The organism is Streptomyces sp. NPDC026394 (assembly GCF_055567735.1).
Genome location: NZ_JBVHPX010000002.1, coordinates 364,849 through 380,494 on the forward strand (window position 1 = coordinate 364,849; position 15,646 = coordinate 380,494).

Annotated in this window: 16 protein-coding genes; 4 read left to right on the forward strand and 12 right to left on the reverse strand. The window is 72.2% G+C overall.

Annotated features, from left to right (window positions below):
* Nucleotides 1-10: 10 nt before the first annotated feature.
* From ACZ4QV_RS05825 to ACZ4QV_RS05835, 3 genes are all read right to left on the reverse strand, one after another.
* Entirely contained in the window at nt 11-649 is a 639-nt protein-coding gene (locus ACZ4QV_RS05825; protein WP_361614753.1) for an MBL fold metallo-hydrolase, read from the reverse strand.
* The gene (locus tag ACZ4QV_RS05830; protein WP_361144084.1) at nt 649-1,734 is read right to left on the reverse strand and encodes an S-(hydroxymethyl)mycothiol dehydrogenase; all 1,086 of its coding nucleotides are present in this window, start codon (nt 1,732-1,734) and stop codon (nt 649-651) included. The genes ACZ4QV_RS05825 and ACZ4QV_RS05830 overlap by 1 nt, the downstream gene beginning before the upstream one ends.
* Before the next feature lie 103 nt (nt 1,735-1,837).
* Nucleotides 1,838-3,181: an enolase C-terminal domain-like protein gene (locus ACZ4QV_RS05835; RefSeq protein ID WP_361614756.1), complete on the reverse strand. Its 1,344-nt coding sequence runs from the start codon at nt 3,179-3,181 to the stop codon at nt 1,838-1,840.
* 402 nt (nt 3,182-3,583) lie between these two features.
* Here ACZ4QV_RS05835 and ACZ4QV_RS05840 point away from each other — a divergent pair, with 402 nt between their 5' ends.
* Nucleotides 3,584-4,387 carry an HAD family acid phosphatase gene (locus ACZ4QV_RS05840; protein ID WP_361144090.1) on the forward strand — a complete coding sequence of 268 codons (804 nt, stop codon included), beginning with the start codon at nt 3,584-3,586 and terminating at the stop codon, nt 4,385-4,387.
* Nucleotides 4,388-4,418: 31 nt separating this feature from the next.
* Here the strand turns inward: ACZ4QV_RS05840 and ACZ4QV_RS05845 are convergent, their stop codons facing one another.
* The 3 genes from ACZ4QV_RS05845 to ACZ4QV_RS05855 all read right to left on the reverse strand — a co-directional run bounded on the left by ACZ4QV_RS05845 (nt 4,419) and on the right by ACZ4QV_RS05855 (nt 6,710).
* Entirely contained in the window at nt 4,419-5,324 is a 906-nt protein-coding gene (locus tag ACZ4QV_RS05845) for a ribonuclease Z (RefSeq protein ID WP_361582285.1), read from the reverse strand.
* A gap of 24 nt (nt 5,325-5,348) precedes the next feature.
* Nucleotides 5,349-5,705, reverse strand: a complete 357-nt coding sequence (locus ACZ4QV_RS05850; RefSeq protein WP_030021988.1) for a histidine triad nucleotide-binding protein — start codon at nt 5,703-5,705, stop codon at nt 5,349-5,351.
* A 192-nt stretch (nt 5,706-5,897) separates the two neighbouring features.
* On the reverse strand, nt 5,898-6,710 hold the full coding sequence (locus ACZ4QV_RS05855; protein ID WP_361614758.1) for a hypothetical protein: 813 nt from the start codon (nt 6,708-6,710) through the stop codon (nt 5,898-5,900).
* 161 nt (nt 6,711-6,871) lie between these two features.
* Between ACZ4QV_RS05855 and ACZ4QV_RS05860 the strand changes: the two genes are divergently transcribed.
* Nucleotides 6,872-7,300, forward strand: a complete 429-nt coding sequence (locus tag ACZ4QV_RS05860; RefSeq protein WP_361144098.1) for an OsmC family protein — start codon at nt 6,872-6,874, stop codon at nt 7,298-7,300.
* A gap of 138 nt (nt 7,301-7,438) precedes the next feature.
* Here ACZ4QV_RS05860 and ACZ4QV_RS05865 read toward each other — a convergent pair whose 3' ends face one another.
* The 4 genes from ACZ4QV_RS05865 to hrcA all read right to left on the reverse strand — a co-directional run bounded on the left by ACZ4QV_RS05865 (nt 7,439) and on the right by hrcA (nt 11,718).
* Nucleotides 7,439-8,182, reverse strand: coding sequence for a 16S rRNA (uracil(1498)-N(3))-methyltransferase (locus tag ACZ4QV_RS05865; protein WP_361619056.1), 744 nt, complete (start codon nt 8,180-8,182; stop codon nt 7,439-7,441).
* Entirely contained in the window at nt 8,179-9,330 is a 1,152-nt protein-coding gene (locus ACZ4QV_RS05870; RefSeq protein WP_361633398.1) for a nitronate monooxygenase, read from the reverse strand. The genes ACZ4QV_RS05865 and ACZ4QV_RS05870 overlap by 4 nt, the downstream gene beginning before the upstream one ends.
* A 234-nt stretch (nt 9,331-9,564) precedes the next feature.
* A complete protein-coding gene (gene dnaJ, locus ACZ4QV_RS05875; RefSeq protein ID WP_467762616.1) occupies nt 9,565-10,701 on the reverse strand; it encodes a molecular chaperone DnaJ in 1,137 nt (378 codons plus the stop codon).
* Complete coding sequence (gene hrcA / locus ACZ4QV_RS05880; protein WP_030021995.1) at nt 10,702-11,718, reverse strand: heat-inducible transcriptional repressor HrcA; 1,017 nt, start codon at nt 11,716-11,718, stop codon at nt 10,702-10,704. It abuts the gene before it with no gap.
* Between the two features lie 252 nt (nt 11,719-11,970).
* Here hrcA and ACZ4QV_RS05885 point away from each other — a divergent pair, with 252 nt between their 5' ends.
* Together ACZ4QV_RS05885 and ACZ4QV_RS05890 are read left to right on the forward strand one after the other, a co-directional pair.
* The gene (locus ACZ4QV_RS05885) at nt 11,971-12,705 is read left to right on the forward strand and encodes an MBL fold metallo-hydrolase (protein ID WP_361582297.1); all 735 of its coding nucleotides are present in this window, start codon (nt 11,971-11,973) and stop codon (nt 12,703-12,705) included.
* A 28-nt stretch (nt 12,706-12,733) separates the two neighbouring features.
* Nucleotides 12,734-13,561, forward strand: a complete 828-nt coding sequence (locus tag ACZ4QV_RS05890; protein WP_361144111.1) for a DUF3097 domain-containing protein — start codon at nt 12,734-12,736, stop codon at nt 13,559-13,561.
* 15 nt (nt 13,562-13,576) lie between these two features.
* On the opposite strand, the gene ACZ4QV_RS05895 is transcribed toward ACZ4QV_RS05890, so the two are convergent.
* Both ACZ4QV_RS05895 and hemW read right to left on the reverse strand, forming a co-directional pair.
* Nucleotides 13,577-14,200: a Uma2 family endonuclease gene (locus tag ACZ4QV_RS05895; RefSeq protein WP_361633394.1), complete on the reverse strand. Its 624-nt coding sequence runs from the start codon at nt 14,198-14,200 to the stop codon at nt 13,577-13,579.
* Between the two features lie 73 nt (nt 14,201-14,273).
* On the reverse strand, nt 14,274-15,506 hold the full coding sequence (gene hemW, locus ACZ4QV_RS05900) for a radical SAM family heme chaperone HemW (RefSeq protein WP_361633391.1): 1,233 nt from the start codon (nt 15,504-15,506) through the stop codon (nt 14,274-14,276).
* Nucleotides 15,507-15,646: the final 140 nt, after the last annotated feature.

The window sequence follows — 15,646 nt, forward strand, 5'->3', positions numbered from 1 at the left end:
GGGCCGGGGCTCAGTGCCCCCGCTTCACCCACGCGTCCAGGTGCGGCGCCTCGGCACCGATCGTGGTGCCGTCGCCGTGCCCGGTACGGACCTCGGTGCGCGGGGGCAGCGTCAGCAGCCGGTCGCGGATCGAGGCGACGATGGTCGGGAAGTCGGAGAACGACCGGCCGGTGGCGCCGGGGCCGCCCTGGAAGAGGGTGTCGCCGGTGAAGAGCGTGCCGTGTTCCCCCAGGTCCGGTGCGTACAGGCAGACCGCGCCCGGCGCGTGGCCGGGAGTGTGCAGCACGGTCAGGTCGACGCCGGCGACGGTGAGCACCTGGCCGTCCGCCAGTTCCTGCTCCGGTGCCCGGTCCGGGTGGGTCTGCTGCCACAGCGGCAGGTCAGCCGGGTGCAGGTGGACGGGCGCGCCGGTGCGGGCGGCGAGGGCGGGGGCCGCGTCGATGTGGTCGTTGTGCGCGTGCGTGCAGATGATGGCGCGCAGCGTACGGCCGTCGAGCGCCGCGAGGATCGCGTCGGCGTCGTGGGCGGCGTCGATGACGACGGCCTCGGTGTCGTCGCCGACGATCCACACGTTGTTGTCGACGTCCCACGTACCGCCGTCGAGCGCGAAGGTGCCGGACGTGACCAGGTGGTCGATGCGGGCCGTCATCAGAGCGTCACCACCGAACGCAGCACGTCGCCCTGGTGCATCCGCTCGAACGCCTGCTCGATACCGTCGATGCCGATGGTCTCCGTGACGAAGCCCGCCAGGTCGATCCGGCCCTGCTGGTGCAGGTCGACCAGCATCGGGAAGTCGCGGGACGGCAGGCAGTCGCCGTACCAGGACGACTTCAGCGCGCCGCCCCGGCCGAACACGTCCAGCAGCGGCAGCTCCAGCTTCATCTCCGGCGTCGGCACGCCGACCAGGACCACCGTGCCGGCCAGGTCGCGGGCGTAGAACGCCTGCCGGTAGGTCTCCGGGCGCCCCACCGCGTCGATCACCACGTCGGCGCCGAAGCCGCCGGTCAGCTCGCGGATCGCCTCGACGGGGTCGGCGGCGCGCGAGTTCACGGTGTGGGTGGCGCCCATCGTCTTGGCCATGGAGAGCTTGCGGTCCTCCACGTCCACGGCGATGATCCGCGCCGCGCCGGCCAGCCGGGCGCCGACGATCGCCGCGTCGCCCACGCCGCCGCAGCCGATCACCGCGACGGTGTCGCCGCGGCCCACCGCGCCCGTGTTGATGGCCGCGCCGATGCCGGCCATCACGCCGCAGCCCAGCAGCCCGGCCACGGCCGGCGACACCTCGGGGTCGACCTTGGTGCACTGCCCGGCCGCGACCAGCGTCTTGTCCGCGAACGCGCCGATGCCGAGGGCGGGGGTCAGCTCCGTCCCGTCCTTCAGCGTCATCTTCTGCCGCGCGTTGTGGGTGTCGAAGCAGTACTGCGGCCGGCCGCGCTTGCAGGCCCGGCACTTGCCGCACACCGCACGCCAGTTGAGGACGACGAAGTCCCCGGGCGCGACGTCGGTCACACCGTCCCCGACGGACTCCACGACGCCCGCCGCCTCGTGCCCGAGCAGGAACGGGAACTCGTCGTTGATTCCGCCCTGCTTGTAGTGCAGGTCCGTGTGGCACACCCCGCACGCCTGCACCTTCACCACGGCCTCGCCCGGTCCGGGATCCGGCACCAGGACGGTCTCCAGCCGCACCGGCTCGTTCTTCCCCGGCGCGATGACGCCGCGCACTTCCTGTGCCATCGGGACAGCTCCCTCCAAAGATCACGTACGGGATGAATACGGTACGCGTCCCCGGCGCCGGAAGCGCCGGTGCGTGGGTGGGCCGGCGACCGCGGGGCGCCGCTCACCACCGCGGCACCCGGGGCGTCACCCACCCCGGGTCGGCGGCCCGCATCGCCGCCGCGTCGTCGCGGTCGCGGAACGTGCCGTCGTCGGCCAGCCAGCGCGCGTGCAGGGCCGCCAGCCGGTCGCGGTCGAGCGTGACGCCGAGGCCCGGCGCGTCGGACACCGGCAGTGCGCCGTCGGTGAAGGCGAGGCGCTCGGTGAGGACGTCCTCCGTCTGCCAGGGGTAGTGGGTGTCGCAGGCGTGGCGCAGGTCGGGGACGGTCGCGGCGACGTGGTTCATGGCGGCGAGGCTGATGCCGAGGTGGGTGTTGGAGTGCATGGACAGACCGACGCCGAAGGCGCGGCAGATCGCGGCGAGTTCGCGGGTGTTGCGCAGGCCGCCCCAGTAGTGGTGGTCGGAGAGGACGATCTGGACGGCGTCCCGGGTGAACGCCTCCCGGATCTCGGCGAAGGTGGTCACGCACATGTTCGTGGCGAGCGGGAGGTCCGTACGGGAGGCGACCTCGGCCATGTGGGCGGTGGTGGCGGCGGGGTCCTCCAGGTATTCGAGGACGTCCTGGAGCTCGTGGGCGGCCTTCAGGGAGGTCGGGACGCTCCATGCGCCGTTCGGGTCCAGGCGCAGCGGGCGGCCGGGGAAGGCGGCGGCCAGCGCCCGGATGGCGGCGATCTCCTGCGCGGGCTCGAAGACGCCGCCCTTGAGCTTGAAGGAGCGGAAGCCGTACGTGTCATGGAGGCGGCGGGCCTGGGTGACGATGCCGGGCGGGTCGAGGGCCGCGCCCCAGTCGTCGGGTTCGCCACGGCCGCCGGGATGCGCGGCCCAGCGGTGGAAGAGGTAGGCGCTGTAGTCGACACGGTCGCGGACCTTGCCGCCGAGCAGGGCGTGGACGGGCAGGCCGGTGAGCCGCCCCCAGGCGTCCAGGCAGGCGACCTCGAAGCCGGAGAGGACGGAGAGCCGCAGCTTGTCGGCGGTCTGCACACCGCGCAGGCCGCCCGCGGTGACCTCACCGTCCCCGGTGGCCGCCGGGGAGTCGCCGCACACCTCGGCGGCCAGAAGCGGCAGTACGTTCAGATCCGTGACCGGGCGGCCGATCAGCGCGTCGGCCAGCGGGCCCGCCAGGTCGAGGTACTTCGTGTCGCCGTAGGTCTCGCCGAGACCGGTCGCCCCGCCCGCCGTGGTCACCTCGACGATCAGGCGGGGCGTGTAGGGCTGGTGGACGCCCTGGGTGTTCAGCAGGGGCGGGTCGGCCACGAGGACCGGGGTGAGGCGGATGGCGGTGACGGTGGTGGGAGCGGTCGGCGCCCGGGGCGCCTCTGTCTGCGTATGTAGACATGATCCGTCCATGGGGACGGAGAGTAGGGAGGCGGGCCTGGGGCGTCAATGGGGGCCCGGGCAAGTCGGGCGGGGTACGGGCGAGTTGGGCCACGGGAGAGTCGGGCGCGACTCCGGTGGGCGCGGCGATGCGCCACGGGGCGTCTGCGTACGGTATGAGTGCCCCAGCTCGAAGCAGTGGCGGAAGTTGTGGACGAGCGGGGTGAGCGGCGCCAGCCACTGCACCACGGGCAACAGACCGGGGCCCGGCAGGCTGAGCACCAGTCCGGGCAGAGATGGGGCGAGGCTGAACGTCCCGTCGCACCGACCCTTCCCGGCCAGCCTTTGCCAATCGTTGAATCTTCGCGCGTAGATGTCCGTGTAAACGCTCTGTTAAACCTAGGTGGCCCCCACCGGTTCACCTAGGAGCAGCACATGCGCCACCCTCTCCTCTCCCGCCGTCGGGTCCGTCTCGGCGCCGCGGCCGCCACGGCGGTCGTCGCCGGTACCGCGGCGTTCGGCGTCGGCCAGGCCACCGCCGAGCACTCCGTACCGCGTACGGACAAGGAGATCCCCAACCTCACCCAGGTGCAGGACAAGATCAAGGCGTACTACGGCGACACGGTGACCGCGGACGGGCAGCACCACGCCTCGCCGCACAGCAACTACGCCAAGCAGGTGCGCGGCATCACGGACTCGGCCCGGCGTTACCTCGACAAGGTCGCCAAGGACGCCGGCAAGCACCACCACGGCAAGAAGCCCGCCATCGTCCTGGACATGGACGACACCACCCTGCTGACGTACAACTACGAGCTGCAGGTCGGCTTCCACCACACCGAGGCGGCCCAGGACAAGTACCTGGCGAGCACCGACATGGAAGCGGTCTACGGCATGGACCGCCTCGTCAACCGGGCACACCGCCAGGGGATCGAGGTCTTCTTCGTCACCGGCCGCAAGGAGGCGCAGCGCGAGTGGAGCGTGCGCAACCTCAAGAACGTCGGCTACGGCGTCCCGCTCGACCGCGCGCACGTCTACCTCAAGGACAAGAAGAACCCGCCGGCCTACCTGCCGTGCGGCGCCACGTGCACGACGGTCCAGTTCAAGTCCGGCACCCGCAAGCACATCGAGTCGCGGGGCTACGACATCGTCGCCAACTTCGGCGATCAGTACAGCGACCTGAACGGCGGCTACGGCGACAAGACGTTCAAGCTGCCGAACCCGATGTACTTCCTGCCCTGACCCGGCACGGACTCCGGAGGCGGCAGGCTCCTCAGGCGCGCTTCGGCACCGGTACGCGCATCAGGTCGCGGGCGACGGTCAGTTCGCCCGCGAACCCGGCCGCCCGCGCCTGACGCTCGAACTCCGAAGGGTCCGCGTAGCGCTGGGAGAAGTGGGTGAGGACCAGGTGGCGCACGCCCGCGTCGGCGGCGACGCGCGCCGCCTGGCCCGCCGTCAGGTGCCCGTGGTCGGCGGCCAGCCGCTCGTCCTCGTCGAGGAACGTCGACTCGATGACGAGCAGGTCGCAGCCCTCGGCGAGGGCGTGCACCCCGTCGCACAGCCGGGTGTCCATGACGAAGGCGAAGCGCTGGCCCCGCCGTACCTCGCTCACCTCGTCGAGGGTGACGCCGTTCAGCTCCCCCTCGCGCTGGAGCCGGCCGACATCGGGCCCGGTGATGCCGCGCGCGGCGAGCCGCTCCGGCAGCATCCGGCGCCCGTCCGGCTCCACGAGGCGGTAACCGAACGACTCGACCGGGTGGGAGAGCTTGCGCGCCTCCAGGACGTACGACGGGGTACGGGCCAGCACCCCGTCGGCGGCCACCGGCTCCTCGCCCAGCCGTACCGTCTCGCGGTAGGCGGTGGCGTACCGCAGCCGGTCGAAGAACCGCTGCCCGCTCGCCGGGTAGTGCGCGGTGACCGGATGCGGCACCCGGTCGAGATTGATGCGCTGGATGACGCCGGCGAGCCCCAGCGAGTGGTCACCGTGGAAGTGGGTGACGCAGAGCCGGTGCAGGTCGTGCGCGGCGACCCCGGCCCGCAGCATCTGCCGCTGGGTGCCCTCCCCGGGGTCGAACATGATGCCTTCGCCGTCCCAGCGCAGCACGTAACCGTTGTGGTTACGGTGCCGGGTGGGCACCTGGCTGGCGGTGCCGAGGACGACGAACTCGCGTACGGACACGGTGCTGCGGCTCCTTCGCCCCGGTCAGACCAGGTGCTGGAGGTCGCGGCCGCCCAGTACGTGCGCGTGGGCGTGGAAGACGGTCTGGCCGGCGCCCGGACCGGTGTTGAAGATGATCCGGTAGCCGGTCGCGTCGACCTTCTCGTCGGCGGCCACCGCGGCGGCCTCGCTCAGCACCTCACCGGCGATCCGCGGCTCGGCGGCGGCCAGCTCCCCGGCGTTCGCGTAGTGCACCTTGGGGATCACCAGGACGTGGGTCGGCGCCTGCGGGCTGATGTCCCGGAAGGCGACGGTCGTCTCGGTCTCCCGCACGATCGTCGCGGGCACCTCGCCTGCCACGATCTTGCAGAACAGGCAGTCGGCCTGCGGTTCTCCCGCCACCGGTGGGCTCCTCCCGGGTCGCCGGCCGGTACGCGGCGGCCCCGTCCGTCCGGAGCCGGGCCGCCCGTACCGTGCCGTGTCGCATCACCATCACGTCTACGGACCGGATGGTACCGGGCCGCCTGCGCGGGGTGGTGCGGCGGCCGGGGTGCGGGGCACGTGCGGCGGCCGGGAGAGGTGGGGCGAGCGGGGTCAGCGTTGCGCTGCCCAGGTGTGCTGCTGGTCGGGGTTCTGCTGGTCCTGGTGGTCGTCGTTCTGGCCGTCGTGGTCGTTGTGGCCGTCGTGCCCGTTCTGACCGTCATGGTCGTTCCGGCCGTCGTGACCGCCCTGGCCGTCGTGGTCGTGGGAGCCGTCCGTGCAGGTGTCGCTGGAGGACGGGTCCGGGTCGGGATCGGGGTCCGGGTCGGGGGCGGGCGCCGTGACGGTGACCGTCACCGGCGGGGTGTCCGGCGGGTCGTCGGTCGGGTCGTCGGACGACTGGCCGCTGCTGGGCGGCTGGACGGTGCGGGTCACGGTCGGCCGCTGACTGCCGGTCGGCTCGTCGGCGTCGCAACTGCCGAGCACGCTCACCCGGAAGACGACCTGCCCGGCGACGCGCGCGGTCAGGTTGCCCCGTACGCAGCGCCCGTCGACCGCGGAGGTGACCCGCCCGGTGAGGGTGATGTCGCTCCCCCGGGCGGTCTGCCCCTGGCAGTCGACGGTGGCGACCGACTTCCGCTGCGCCGTGGCCGTCGGGTTCACGGTGGCCCGCTGGTCGCCCTGGAGCGTCGCCGTACAGCTCAGCCAGCTCACGTTCACGCCGATGCGCTCCAGCGCGCGCGTCCCCGCCTGGTCGGTGGTGACGGCGACCGACGAGGTGTTCAGCCCGCCGGCCGGCTCGCAGGCGGACACTCCGGCGATCGCCGCGCCCACGGTGCCCGCCACCGCGAGCAGTCTGCCGCGCCGGGTCCGGCCGGACCGTGCGTACCGCTCCCGCCCGTGCCGTACGTCTCGTAAGCGCCCCATGGCCCTCATGTCCGGCAGCTTCCCACCGCCGCAGGCGGACCGACAGCCCCGGCTCGGCCAGTGTGGGTCCGCCCCCTCATGGGCTCGCGGCGCACCGCGCCGACTTCACTAAGCTGATCGGGCACGGCCCGCCATCACCCCACGACCAGGAGTCATCCACCATGGCAACGACCCGCACCGCGCAGACCCACTGGGAAGGCAACCTGATGGAGGGCAAGGGCAGCGTCGCCCTCGCCTCCTCCAACGTCGGCACGTTCGACGTGAACTGGCCGGCCCGCGCCGAGCAGCCGAACGGCGTCACCAGCCCCGAGGAGCTGATCGCGGCGGCCCACTCGTCCTGCTACTCGATGGCCTTCTCGCACGGCCTCGCGGGCAAGGGCTACACCGTCGCGGCGCTGGACACCAAGGCCGACGTGACCTTCCAGCCTGGTGAGGGCATCACCGGCATCGTGCTGACCCTCAAGGCCAGCGTGCCCGGCCTGTCCGAGGAGGACTTCCAGGCCGCGGCCGAGGACGCGAAGAAGAACTGCCCGGTGAGCCAGGCGCTGGCCGGCGTCAAGAACATCACCCTCCACGCCGAGCTGGTCTGATCCGGCCGACGCCGAAGCGGCGGGGCCGCGGCGTGCGTGACGCCGCGGCCCCGCCGCGCTTCAGGCTGTGTCGCGCCGTCCCCGTCGTGCGTCCCAGCCGTGTGTCCCGGCCGTGCGCCCCGGTCGTCTGTCGCGCCGTCAGCTCCAGCGGCCGGTACGGCCCAGCAGCAGCGCGGTGGCCGCCGTACCCGCCGTCGACGTCCGCAGTACGCTCCACCCGAGCCGGTACGCCTTGGCGCCCGCCTCCTCGAAGGCCGCCAACTCCTCCGGCGACACGCCCCCTTCGGGGCCGACCACGAGCACGATCCGCCCGCTCGACGGGAGTTCGGCGGCGGCCAGCGGCGCACTGCCCGCGTCGCGGTCCTCGTGCAGTACGGCGGCGAAGTCCGCCTCCGCGAGGAGCGCCGCGACCTGCTTCGTCGACATCAGGTCGGCGACCTCGGGAAAGCGCAGCCGGCGCGCCTGCTTGCCCGCCTCGCGGGCGGTGTTGCGCCACTTGGCGAGGGACTTCGCGGCCCGCTCGCCCTTCCACTGCGTGATGCACCGGGACGCGGCCCACGGGACGACGGCGTCCACGCCGGTCTCCGTCATGGTCTCCACGGCCAGTTCACCGCGGTCGCCCTTGGGGAGGGCCTGGACGACGGTGATGCGCGGCGCCGGCTCCGGCTCGGTCTGCGTACCGGTCACATCGACGACGAGCCGGTCCTTGCCCTCGGCGGCCCGCACCACGCCCACCGCGCCGCTGCCGTGGCCGTCCGTCAGCACCACGGGTTCGCCCGCGCGAAGCCGCCGTACGGAGACCGCGTGCCGCCCCTCCGGCCCGTCCAGCACGGTCTCCCCCACGCCCGGGACACTCCCGACGAGAAACACCGGCGCCGTCACAGCGCACCCCCCAGCTCGCCCGGGAGCCCCGGACCGGCCTGGTAGCTCTCCGGCGCACCGGAGCCCCGCGCGTCTTCCCGGACCGATTCGGCGCGCGCCGCCTCCAGTTCGGCCACCAGCACCTCGACCAGTTGCCCGGCCGGCAGCTCCCGCGCCAACCGGTGCCCCTGGCCCGCCCACAGCGCCATGCCCTGCGCGTCGCCGGTCTTGGCGGCGGCCTTGCGCAGGCCCGAGGTGAGGTGGTGCACGGCCGGATAGGCGGCCGGGGCGTACGGGCCGTGCTCGCGCAGGAACCGGTTCACCAGGCTGCGGGCCGGGCGCCCGGAGAAGGCCCGGGTCAGCTCGGTCCGCGTGAACAGGGGGTTGGTCATCGCCTGCTTGTGCAGCGGATTCGCGCCGGACTCCGGGGTGACCAGGAACGCCGTACCGAGCTGCGCCATCGACGCGCCCGCCGCCAGCACCGCGGCGATCTGCGAGCCGCGCATCAGACCGCCGGCCGCGACGATCGGTATCTGCACGGCCTCCCGCACCTGCGCGATCAGCGACAGCAGCCCGACCCCGGCACCCGTGCCGTCGGCCTGCGGGTCGTCGCGGTGGGTGCCCTGGTGGCCGCCGGCCTCGATGCCCTGGACGCAGACCGCGTCGGCGCCGGACCACTGCGCGGCCTGCGCCTCGGCCGCCGTGGTGGCGGTGACGATCGTGTACGTACCGACCTTGGCGAACCCGTCGAGGACGGCGCGGGTCGGACACCCGAAGTGGAAGGAGACGACCGGAACCGGGTCCTCGCGCAGGATGGCGAGCTTCGCCTCGTACCCGTCGTCGACACCTTCGTACGGATCGATGTCGTCCAGCGGCGTCTCGTACCAGGCCGACTCGCCCGCGAGCTGCTCACGGTAGACCTCGACGGCCGCGTTGTCGGCCAGCGAGGGCTGCGGCATGAAGAGGTTCACACCGAAGGGGCGGTCGGTGAGCCCACGTAGCTGTTTGATCTCCTGATACATGCCGTCCGCGGTCTTGTACCCGGCGGCCAGGAAGCCGAGTCCGCCGGCGCCGCTGACGGCGGCGGCCAGCTCCGGGCGGGCGACGCCGCCTGCCATGGGGGCCTGCGCGATCGGATGACGGCAGAGATCGGTCAGCGCTGTGGGCATGCCCACATCGTGTCACGCCGCACGCGGGTGCCCGAACCGGGCCCGGACCCACCAAGATCAAACACGTCCGGCGATCAGGGCAGTTCGGGCAGGCGCCGAGGGCTCCGGGGACACCGGACGACGAACGGCGGCCGGACTCAAGCCCGACCGCCGCCGTGTGCCGGACGTGGGGTCACCGCCCGCTGCCGTGCCTGTCCGGGGGACGACCCCCGGACCCCCGGCACGACAACCCGCCTACCGCCCGTTGAACGCATCCTTCAGCCGCGAGAACAGCCCTTGCTGGCCCGGCTGGAACTGCCCCGTCGGGCGTTCCTCGCCGCGGAGCTTGGCGAGCCGCCGCAGCAGCTCCTCCTGCTCCGCGTCCAGCTTGGACGGCGTGATGACCTCGACGTGCACGATGAGGTCGCCGCGCCCGTTGCCGCGCAGGTGGGTGACGCCGCGGCCGTGCAGCGGGATCGACTGGCCGGACTGGGTGCCGGGCCGGATGTCGATCTCCTCCACGCCGTCCAGCGTCTCCAGCGGGCACTTGGTGCCCAGCGCCGCCGCCGTCATCGGGATGGTGACCGTGCAGTGCAGGTCGTCGCCGCGCCGCTGGAACGTCGGGTGCGACAGTTCGTGGATCTCCACGTACAGGTCGCCGGCCGGGCCGCCGCCGGGACCGACCTCGCCCTCGCCCGCGAGCTGGATGCGGGTGCCGTTGTCCACACCGGCCGGGATCTTGACCGTGAGCGTACGGCGGGAGCGGATCCGGCCGTCGCCGGCGCATTCCGGGCACGGGGTCGGCACGACCATACCGAAGCCCTGGCACTGCGGGCACGGCCGCGACGTCATGACCTGGCCCAGGAAGGACCGGGTGACCTGCGAGACCTCACCGCGGCCGCGGCACATGTCACAGGTCTGCGCCGAGGTGCCCGGCGCCGCGCCCTCTCCCGAACAGGTCGTACAGACGACGGCGGTGTCCACCTGGATGTCCTTGGTGGTCCCGAAGGCCGCCTCGTCCAGTTCGACGTCCAGCCGGATCATGGCGTCCTGGCCGCGCCGCGTGCGGGACCGGGGTCCGCGCTGCGAGGCCGTGCCGAAGAACGCGTCCATGATGTCGGAGAAGTTGCCGAAGCCCGCGCCGAAGCCGCCGGCCCCGCCGCCGCCACCCGCCTGCGAGAGGGGGTCGCCGCCCAGGTCGTAGACCTGCTTCTTCTGCGGGTCCGACAGCACCTCGTAAGCGGCGTTGATCTCCTTGAACCGCTCCTGGGTCTTCGGATCCGGGTTCACATCCGGGTGCAGCTCGCGGGCCAGCCGCCGGAAAGCCTTCTTGATCTCGTCCTGCGAGGCATCGCGTCGTACGCCCAGGACCGCGTAATAGTCCGTGGCCACTTACGACTCCGCGAGGATCTGTCCGACGTAACGTGCCACTGCGCGTACCGCTCCCATCGTTCCGGGGTAGTCCATGCGGGTCGGTCCGACCACGCCGAGTTTGGCGACTGCCTCGTCGCCCGAACCGTAACCGACCGCGACGACCGATGTGGACGTCAGGCCCTCATGGGCATTCTCATGCCCGATGCGTACGGTCATGCCGGAGTCCTTGGCCTCCCCCAGCAGTTTGAGGAGCACCACCTGCTCCTCCAGTGCCTCCAGCACCGGCCGGATGGTCAGTGGGAAATCGTGCCCGAAGCGCGTGAGATTGGCGGTGCCGCCGATCATCAGCCGCTCTTCGGTCTCCTCCACCAGAGTCTCCAGCAACACGGACAGCACTGTCGAGACCGTGCCCCGGTCCTCCTGCTCGAAGGACTCCGGGAGATCCTGCACGAGCTGCGGCACGTCCGTGAACCGCCGCCCCACCACGCGGCTGTTCAGCCGCGCCCGCAGATCCGCCAAGGAGGTCTCGCCGAACGGCGCCGGGCAGTCCACCATGCGCTGCTCTACCCGGCCGGTGTCCGTGATCAGCACCAGCATCAGCCGGGCCGGCGCCAGCGACAGCAGTTCCACGTGCCGCACCGTGGACCGGGTCAGCGACGGGTACTGCACGACGGCGACCTGCCGCGTCAGTTGCGCCAGCAGCCGTACCGTACGGCCCACGACGTCGTCCAGGTCGACGGCACCGTCCAGGAAGTTCTGGATGGCGCGCCGCTCGGGGCTGGACAGCGGCTTGACGCCGGCCAGCTTGTCGACGAAGAGGCGGTAGCCCTTGTCCGTCGGGATGCGCCCGGCGCTCGTGTGCGGCTGGGCGATGAAGCCCTCGTCCTCCAGCGCGGCCATGTCGTTGCGGACCGTGGCGGGTGAGACACCGAGCTGGTGCCGCTGGGTCAGCGCCTTGGAGCCGACCGGCTCCTCGGTCCCGACATAGTCCTGGACGATGGCGCGCAGCACTTCGAGTCTGCGTTCACTGAGCATCGCGCACACCTCCAGTCCGGCCGTGTCACCGGCGCGCGGCCGGGTTCTTCCGGGTCGTCTTCCCTGGCACTCATCAGGGCCGAGTGCCAGACCCTGACCAAGTGTACGGCCGGGTCGCACGGGCAGGGCAAGGGCGGCGGTACCGGAGTCGTGCTCCGGGCTCCCGCGAAATGCGTACCCCGTATGCCGCCGGGCATCCGGAACCTCCCGGTCCGGCGGGCAACGCTATCGCGATACGGCTAGCGTCTCGGTATGCGTACGACTTGGGAAGAGGCCGGGTGGGAACGGCTCGGCGCGGGCGTCGGCCGGCGCCGGATGCCCGGCTGGGACGAGACGGCCGGCGCCGTCGTCGGCTCGTCCGGCGTGCTGATCGTCGACACCGGCGCGACGCTCCGGGACGGCGCCGAGCTGCGCCGGCAGCTACGCGGCATCACGGGGCGGAACGTGACACATGTCGCGCTGACCCATCCCCATTTCGATCATGTGCTGGGCACCGCGGCCTTCGCGGGCGTCCAGGTCTTCGGCGCGGCCGGGCTCGACGAGTTCCTGCCGCGGGCCCAGGACGACCTGCGGCGCGACGCGGTGTCGCACGGCGTGGACCCGGACGCCGCCGCGGAGGCCGCCGACCTGCTCGTGACCCCGCACCACCTCGTCTCCGGCGAACGCACCGTCGACCTCGGCGACCGGCAGGTCCTGCTCGCCAACGTCGGCCCCGGCCACACCGCGCACGACCTGGTCGTCCTGGTCCCCGGCACGCACGGCTCGCCCGAGGTCGTCTTCTGCGGCGACCTGGTCGAGGAGTCCGGCGAACCCCAGGCCGGACCGGACGCGATCCCCGGCCGGTGGCCCGCCGCCCTGGACCGGCTGCTGGCCCTCGGCGGCGAGGACGCGGTGTACGTACCGGGGCACGGAGCTGTCGTGGATGCCCGATTCGTCCGTGAGCAACGCGACGCGCTGAGCCGCCGCTTCGGCGTGTCGCGGTACTGACCGGCCATCCCTTCTTATCGTCTGTCCAATGCGCAGCAGAGAGTACGGCCCGGACCTCACCCCGCCGTGGAAGAAGCAGCAGCCGGCCCCCGAGGTCGAGGCCGAACCGGACCTGGTCGTCGAAGAAGCCGTCACCGGATTCTGCGGCGCGGTCGTCCGCTGCGAGAAGACCGCCGAAGGCCCGACCGTCACCCTGGAGGACCGCTTCGGCAAGCACCGGGTCTTCCCGATGACCGCGCGCGGCTTCCTCCTGGACGGCAAGGCCGTCACCCTCGTACGGCCCTCGTCGCGCACCGCCGCACGCGGACCGGCCCGTACGGCGTCCGGCTCGCTGGCCGTCCCCGGCGCCCGCGCACGGGTCGCCCGCGCCGGGCGCATCTACGTGGAAGGGCGCCACGACGCCGAGCTGGTGGAACGCGTCTGGGGCGACGACCTGCGCATCGAGGGCGTCGTCGTCGAATACCTCGAAGGCGTCGACGACCTCCCGGCCATCGTCCGCTCCTTCTCCCCCGGCCCGGACGCCCGCCTCGGCGTCCTGGTGGACCACCTGGTCCCCGGCTCGAAGGAGTCCCGGATCGCGGCCTCGGTCACGGACGAGAACGTCCTGGTCGTCGGCCACCCGTACATCGACATCTGGGAAGCGGTGAAACCGTCCTCGGCCGGCATCCGCGCCTGGCCGTCCGTCCCCCGAGGCCAGGACTGGAAGACCGGCGTGTGCCGGGCCTTGGGCTGGCCGGAGAACACGGGCGCGGCGTGGCAGCGGATCCTCGGCTCGGTCCACTCGTACAGGGATCTGGAGCCGGCGCTGCTGGGGCGGGTGGAGGAACTGATCGACTTCGTTACGGCGCCGGACTGAGCGACTTCGGACCCGTTACGGGCGGGAGTGGGGTTTGGCGTCGGGAAGGGTTTGGAACTCACTGGTGTCCAGCTCGACGCCGAGGAGGTCGAGCGGTACGGGGTCGCCGAACTTTGCGATGCGCTGCACGGCGTAATCGGCGTACTCACCGGTGCCGGCGGGCTCGGTGAGCAGGACACAGTGGGCCATGGTCGGGTCGATGATCAGGTAGGCGGGGATCTTGCCGGCGGCGTAGATGCTGCGCTTGGTGCCGTAATCACGGTCGACGCTGGTCTTGGAGACGACTTCCACGAGCAGGGTGATCAGCTCGGTCGGCATGAGCCTCCCGGACTCCGGACCGGCGCCGCGCTCCAGAATCACAAGGTCGGGCTGAGGCTCACTGGCTTCTTCGAGGATTCCGACATCCTGGGTCTGGAGACGCTCCCAGCGCTCCCTCGGAATTTGGTCCTGGACGTCCTGGACGATCCGGTTGTGGACCATGTCAGGCCCGGCCGTCATCACAATTTCCCCCCGCAGGAGTTCCGTCTTATATCCCTCGGGAACCTCAAGTTCCTCGAAGAACGCGACAAGGGGGTGAGTGGTCGGTCGGTCATCCACAGCCGTCGTCTCCGTGGTCCTCCGCTTCACGCCGTCGCCCATGAGTACGACAGCAGGCTAGGGACCAGCGTAGGGCGATCCGCACGGGAAGCACATGATTCACCCAGCCGGGTGATCAGTCCACCAGATCCCGCACCACCGCGTCCGCCAGCAGGCGTCCGCGCAGGGTCAGGACGGCGCGGCCCTGTTCGTACGGGGCGGGTTGCAGGAGGCCGTCGGACAGGGCTCGGGCGGCGGCCGTGGCGCCGGCCGGGGCGAGGAGGTCCAGGGGGCAGCCGGCCGCGAGGCGGAGTTCGAGGAGGATGCGTTCGACGCGGCGGTCCTCGTCGGTCAGGAGTTCGCGGCCCGCGCCCGGGGACCGGCCCTCGCCGAGGGCCTGCGCGTACGCGCCGGGGTGCTTCACGTTCCACCACCGGACGCCGCCCACGTGGCTGTGCGCGCCGGGGCCCGCGCCCCACCAGTCCGCGCCCGTCCAGTACAACTCGTTGTGGCGGCAGCGGCCCGCCTCCGTCGTGGCCCAGTTGGAGACCTCGTACCACTGGAAGCCGGCCGCGGACATCGCCTCCTCGGTGATCAGATAGCGGTCCGCGTGCACGTCGTCGTCGGTCATCGGCACCTCGCCGCGCCGGATCCGGCGGGCCAGCTGGGTGCCCTCCTCGACGATCAGCGCGTACGCGGAGACGTGGTCGGGCGCCGCGCCGAGCGCCGCGTCCAGCGTGGCCCGCCAGTCGTCGTCGGACTCGCCGGGCGTCCCGTAGATCAGGTCCAGGTTGACGTGTTCGAAGCCCGCCGCGCGCGCCTCGGCGACGCAGGCTTCCGGGCGGCCCGGGGTGTGCGTACGGTCCAGGATCTTCAGGACGTGCTGCCGGGCGCTCTGCATGCCGAAGGAGATCCGGTTGAAGCCGGCCTCCCGCAGTTCGGCGAGGTAGCGCGGGTCGACGGACTCCGGGTTGGCCTCGGTGGTGACCTCGGCGCCGTCCGCCAGCCCGAACTCGTCACGGATCGCGGCGAGCATCCGCCCGAGGTCGGCGGCCGGGAGCAGGGTCGGTGTGCCGCCGCCGACGAAGACCGTCTCGACCGGCCGGGGGTCGTCGCCGAGCACCTTGCGGGCGAGCCGGATCTCCTCGGCGACGGTGTCCGCGTAGTTCTCCCGCGAGGCGAGCGCGCCGCCGGAACCGCGCAGCTCGGTGGCCGTGTACGTGTTGAAGTCGCAGTAGCCGCAGCGCGTCGCGCAGTACGGCACGTGCAGGTAGAACCCGAGCGGCCGGGCGGCCGCCCCCGTCAGGGCGTGACCGGGCAGCGACCCGTCTTCGGGCATGGGCTCACCGTCGGGGAGTGCGGAAGGCATGTGGTCCATTGTCCGGCATCGGACGGGGAGCGAGGGGAGCGCCTGCGGGCGGCCGGTACGGAGCAGTACGGGGGGCACAGTACGGATCAGGGCGCGGGGCGGTACGAGGCCGTGGCGGGCGACCGGTGCAGGGGGCCGCC

Excerpts from the sequence above, each read along its gene's own strand:
- ACZ4QV_RS05825 (WP_361614753.1), bottom strand. The coding sequence starts at position 649 with ATGACGGCCCGCATCGACCACCTGGTCACGTCCGGCACCTTCGCGCTC.
- ACZ4QV_RS05870 (WP_361633398.1), bottom strand. The coding sequence starts at position 9,330 with ATGCCCACAGCGCTGACCGATCTCTGCCGTCATCCGATCGCGCAGGCC.
- hrcA (WP_030021995.1), bottom strand. The coding sequence starts at position 11,718 with ATGCTCAGTGAACGCAGACTCGAAGTGCTGCGCGCCATCGTCCAGGAC.
- ACZ4QV_RS05895 (WP_361633394.1), bottom strand. The coding sequence starts at position 14,200 with ATGGGCGACGGCGTGAAGCGGAGGACCACGGAGACGACGGCTGTGGAT.
- ACZ4QV_RS05890 (WP_361144111.1), top strand. The coding sequence starts at position 12,734 with ATGCGCAGCAGAGAGTACGGCCCGGACCTCACCCCGCCGTGGAAGAAG.
- hemW (WP_361633391.1), bottom strand. The coding sequence starts at position 15,506 with ATGCCTTCCGCACTCCCCGACGGTGAGCCCATGCCCGAAGACGGGTCG.
- ACZ4QV_RS05860 (WP_361144098.1), top strand. The coding sequence starts at position 6,872 with ATGGCAACGACCCGCACCGCGCAGACCCACTGGGAAGGCAACCTGATG.
- ACZ4QV_RS05855 (WP_361614758.1), bottom strand. The coding sequence starts at position 6,710 with ATGGGGCGCTTACGAGACGTACGGCACGGGCGGGAGCGGTACGCACGG.
- ACZ4QV_RS05830 (WP_361144084.1), bottom strand. The coding sequence starts at position 1,734 with ATGGCACAGGAAGTGCGCGGCGTCATCGCGCCGGGGAAGAACGAGCCG.
- ACZ4QV_RS05840 (WP_361144090.1), top strand. The coding sequence starts at position 3,584 with ATGCGCCACCCTCTCCTCTCCCGCCGTCGGGTCCGTCTCGGCGCCGCG.
- ACZ4QV_RS05835 (WP_361614756.1), bottom strand. The coding sequence starts at position 3,181 with ATGGACGGATCATGTCTACATACGCAGACAGAGGCGCCCCGGGCGCCG.
- ACZ4QV_RS05885 (WP_361582297.1), top strand. The coding sequence starts at position 11,971 with ATGCGTACGACTTGGGAAGAGGCCGGGTGGGAACGGCTCGGCGCGGGC.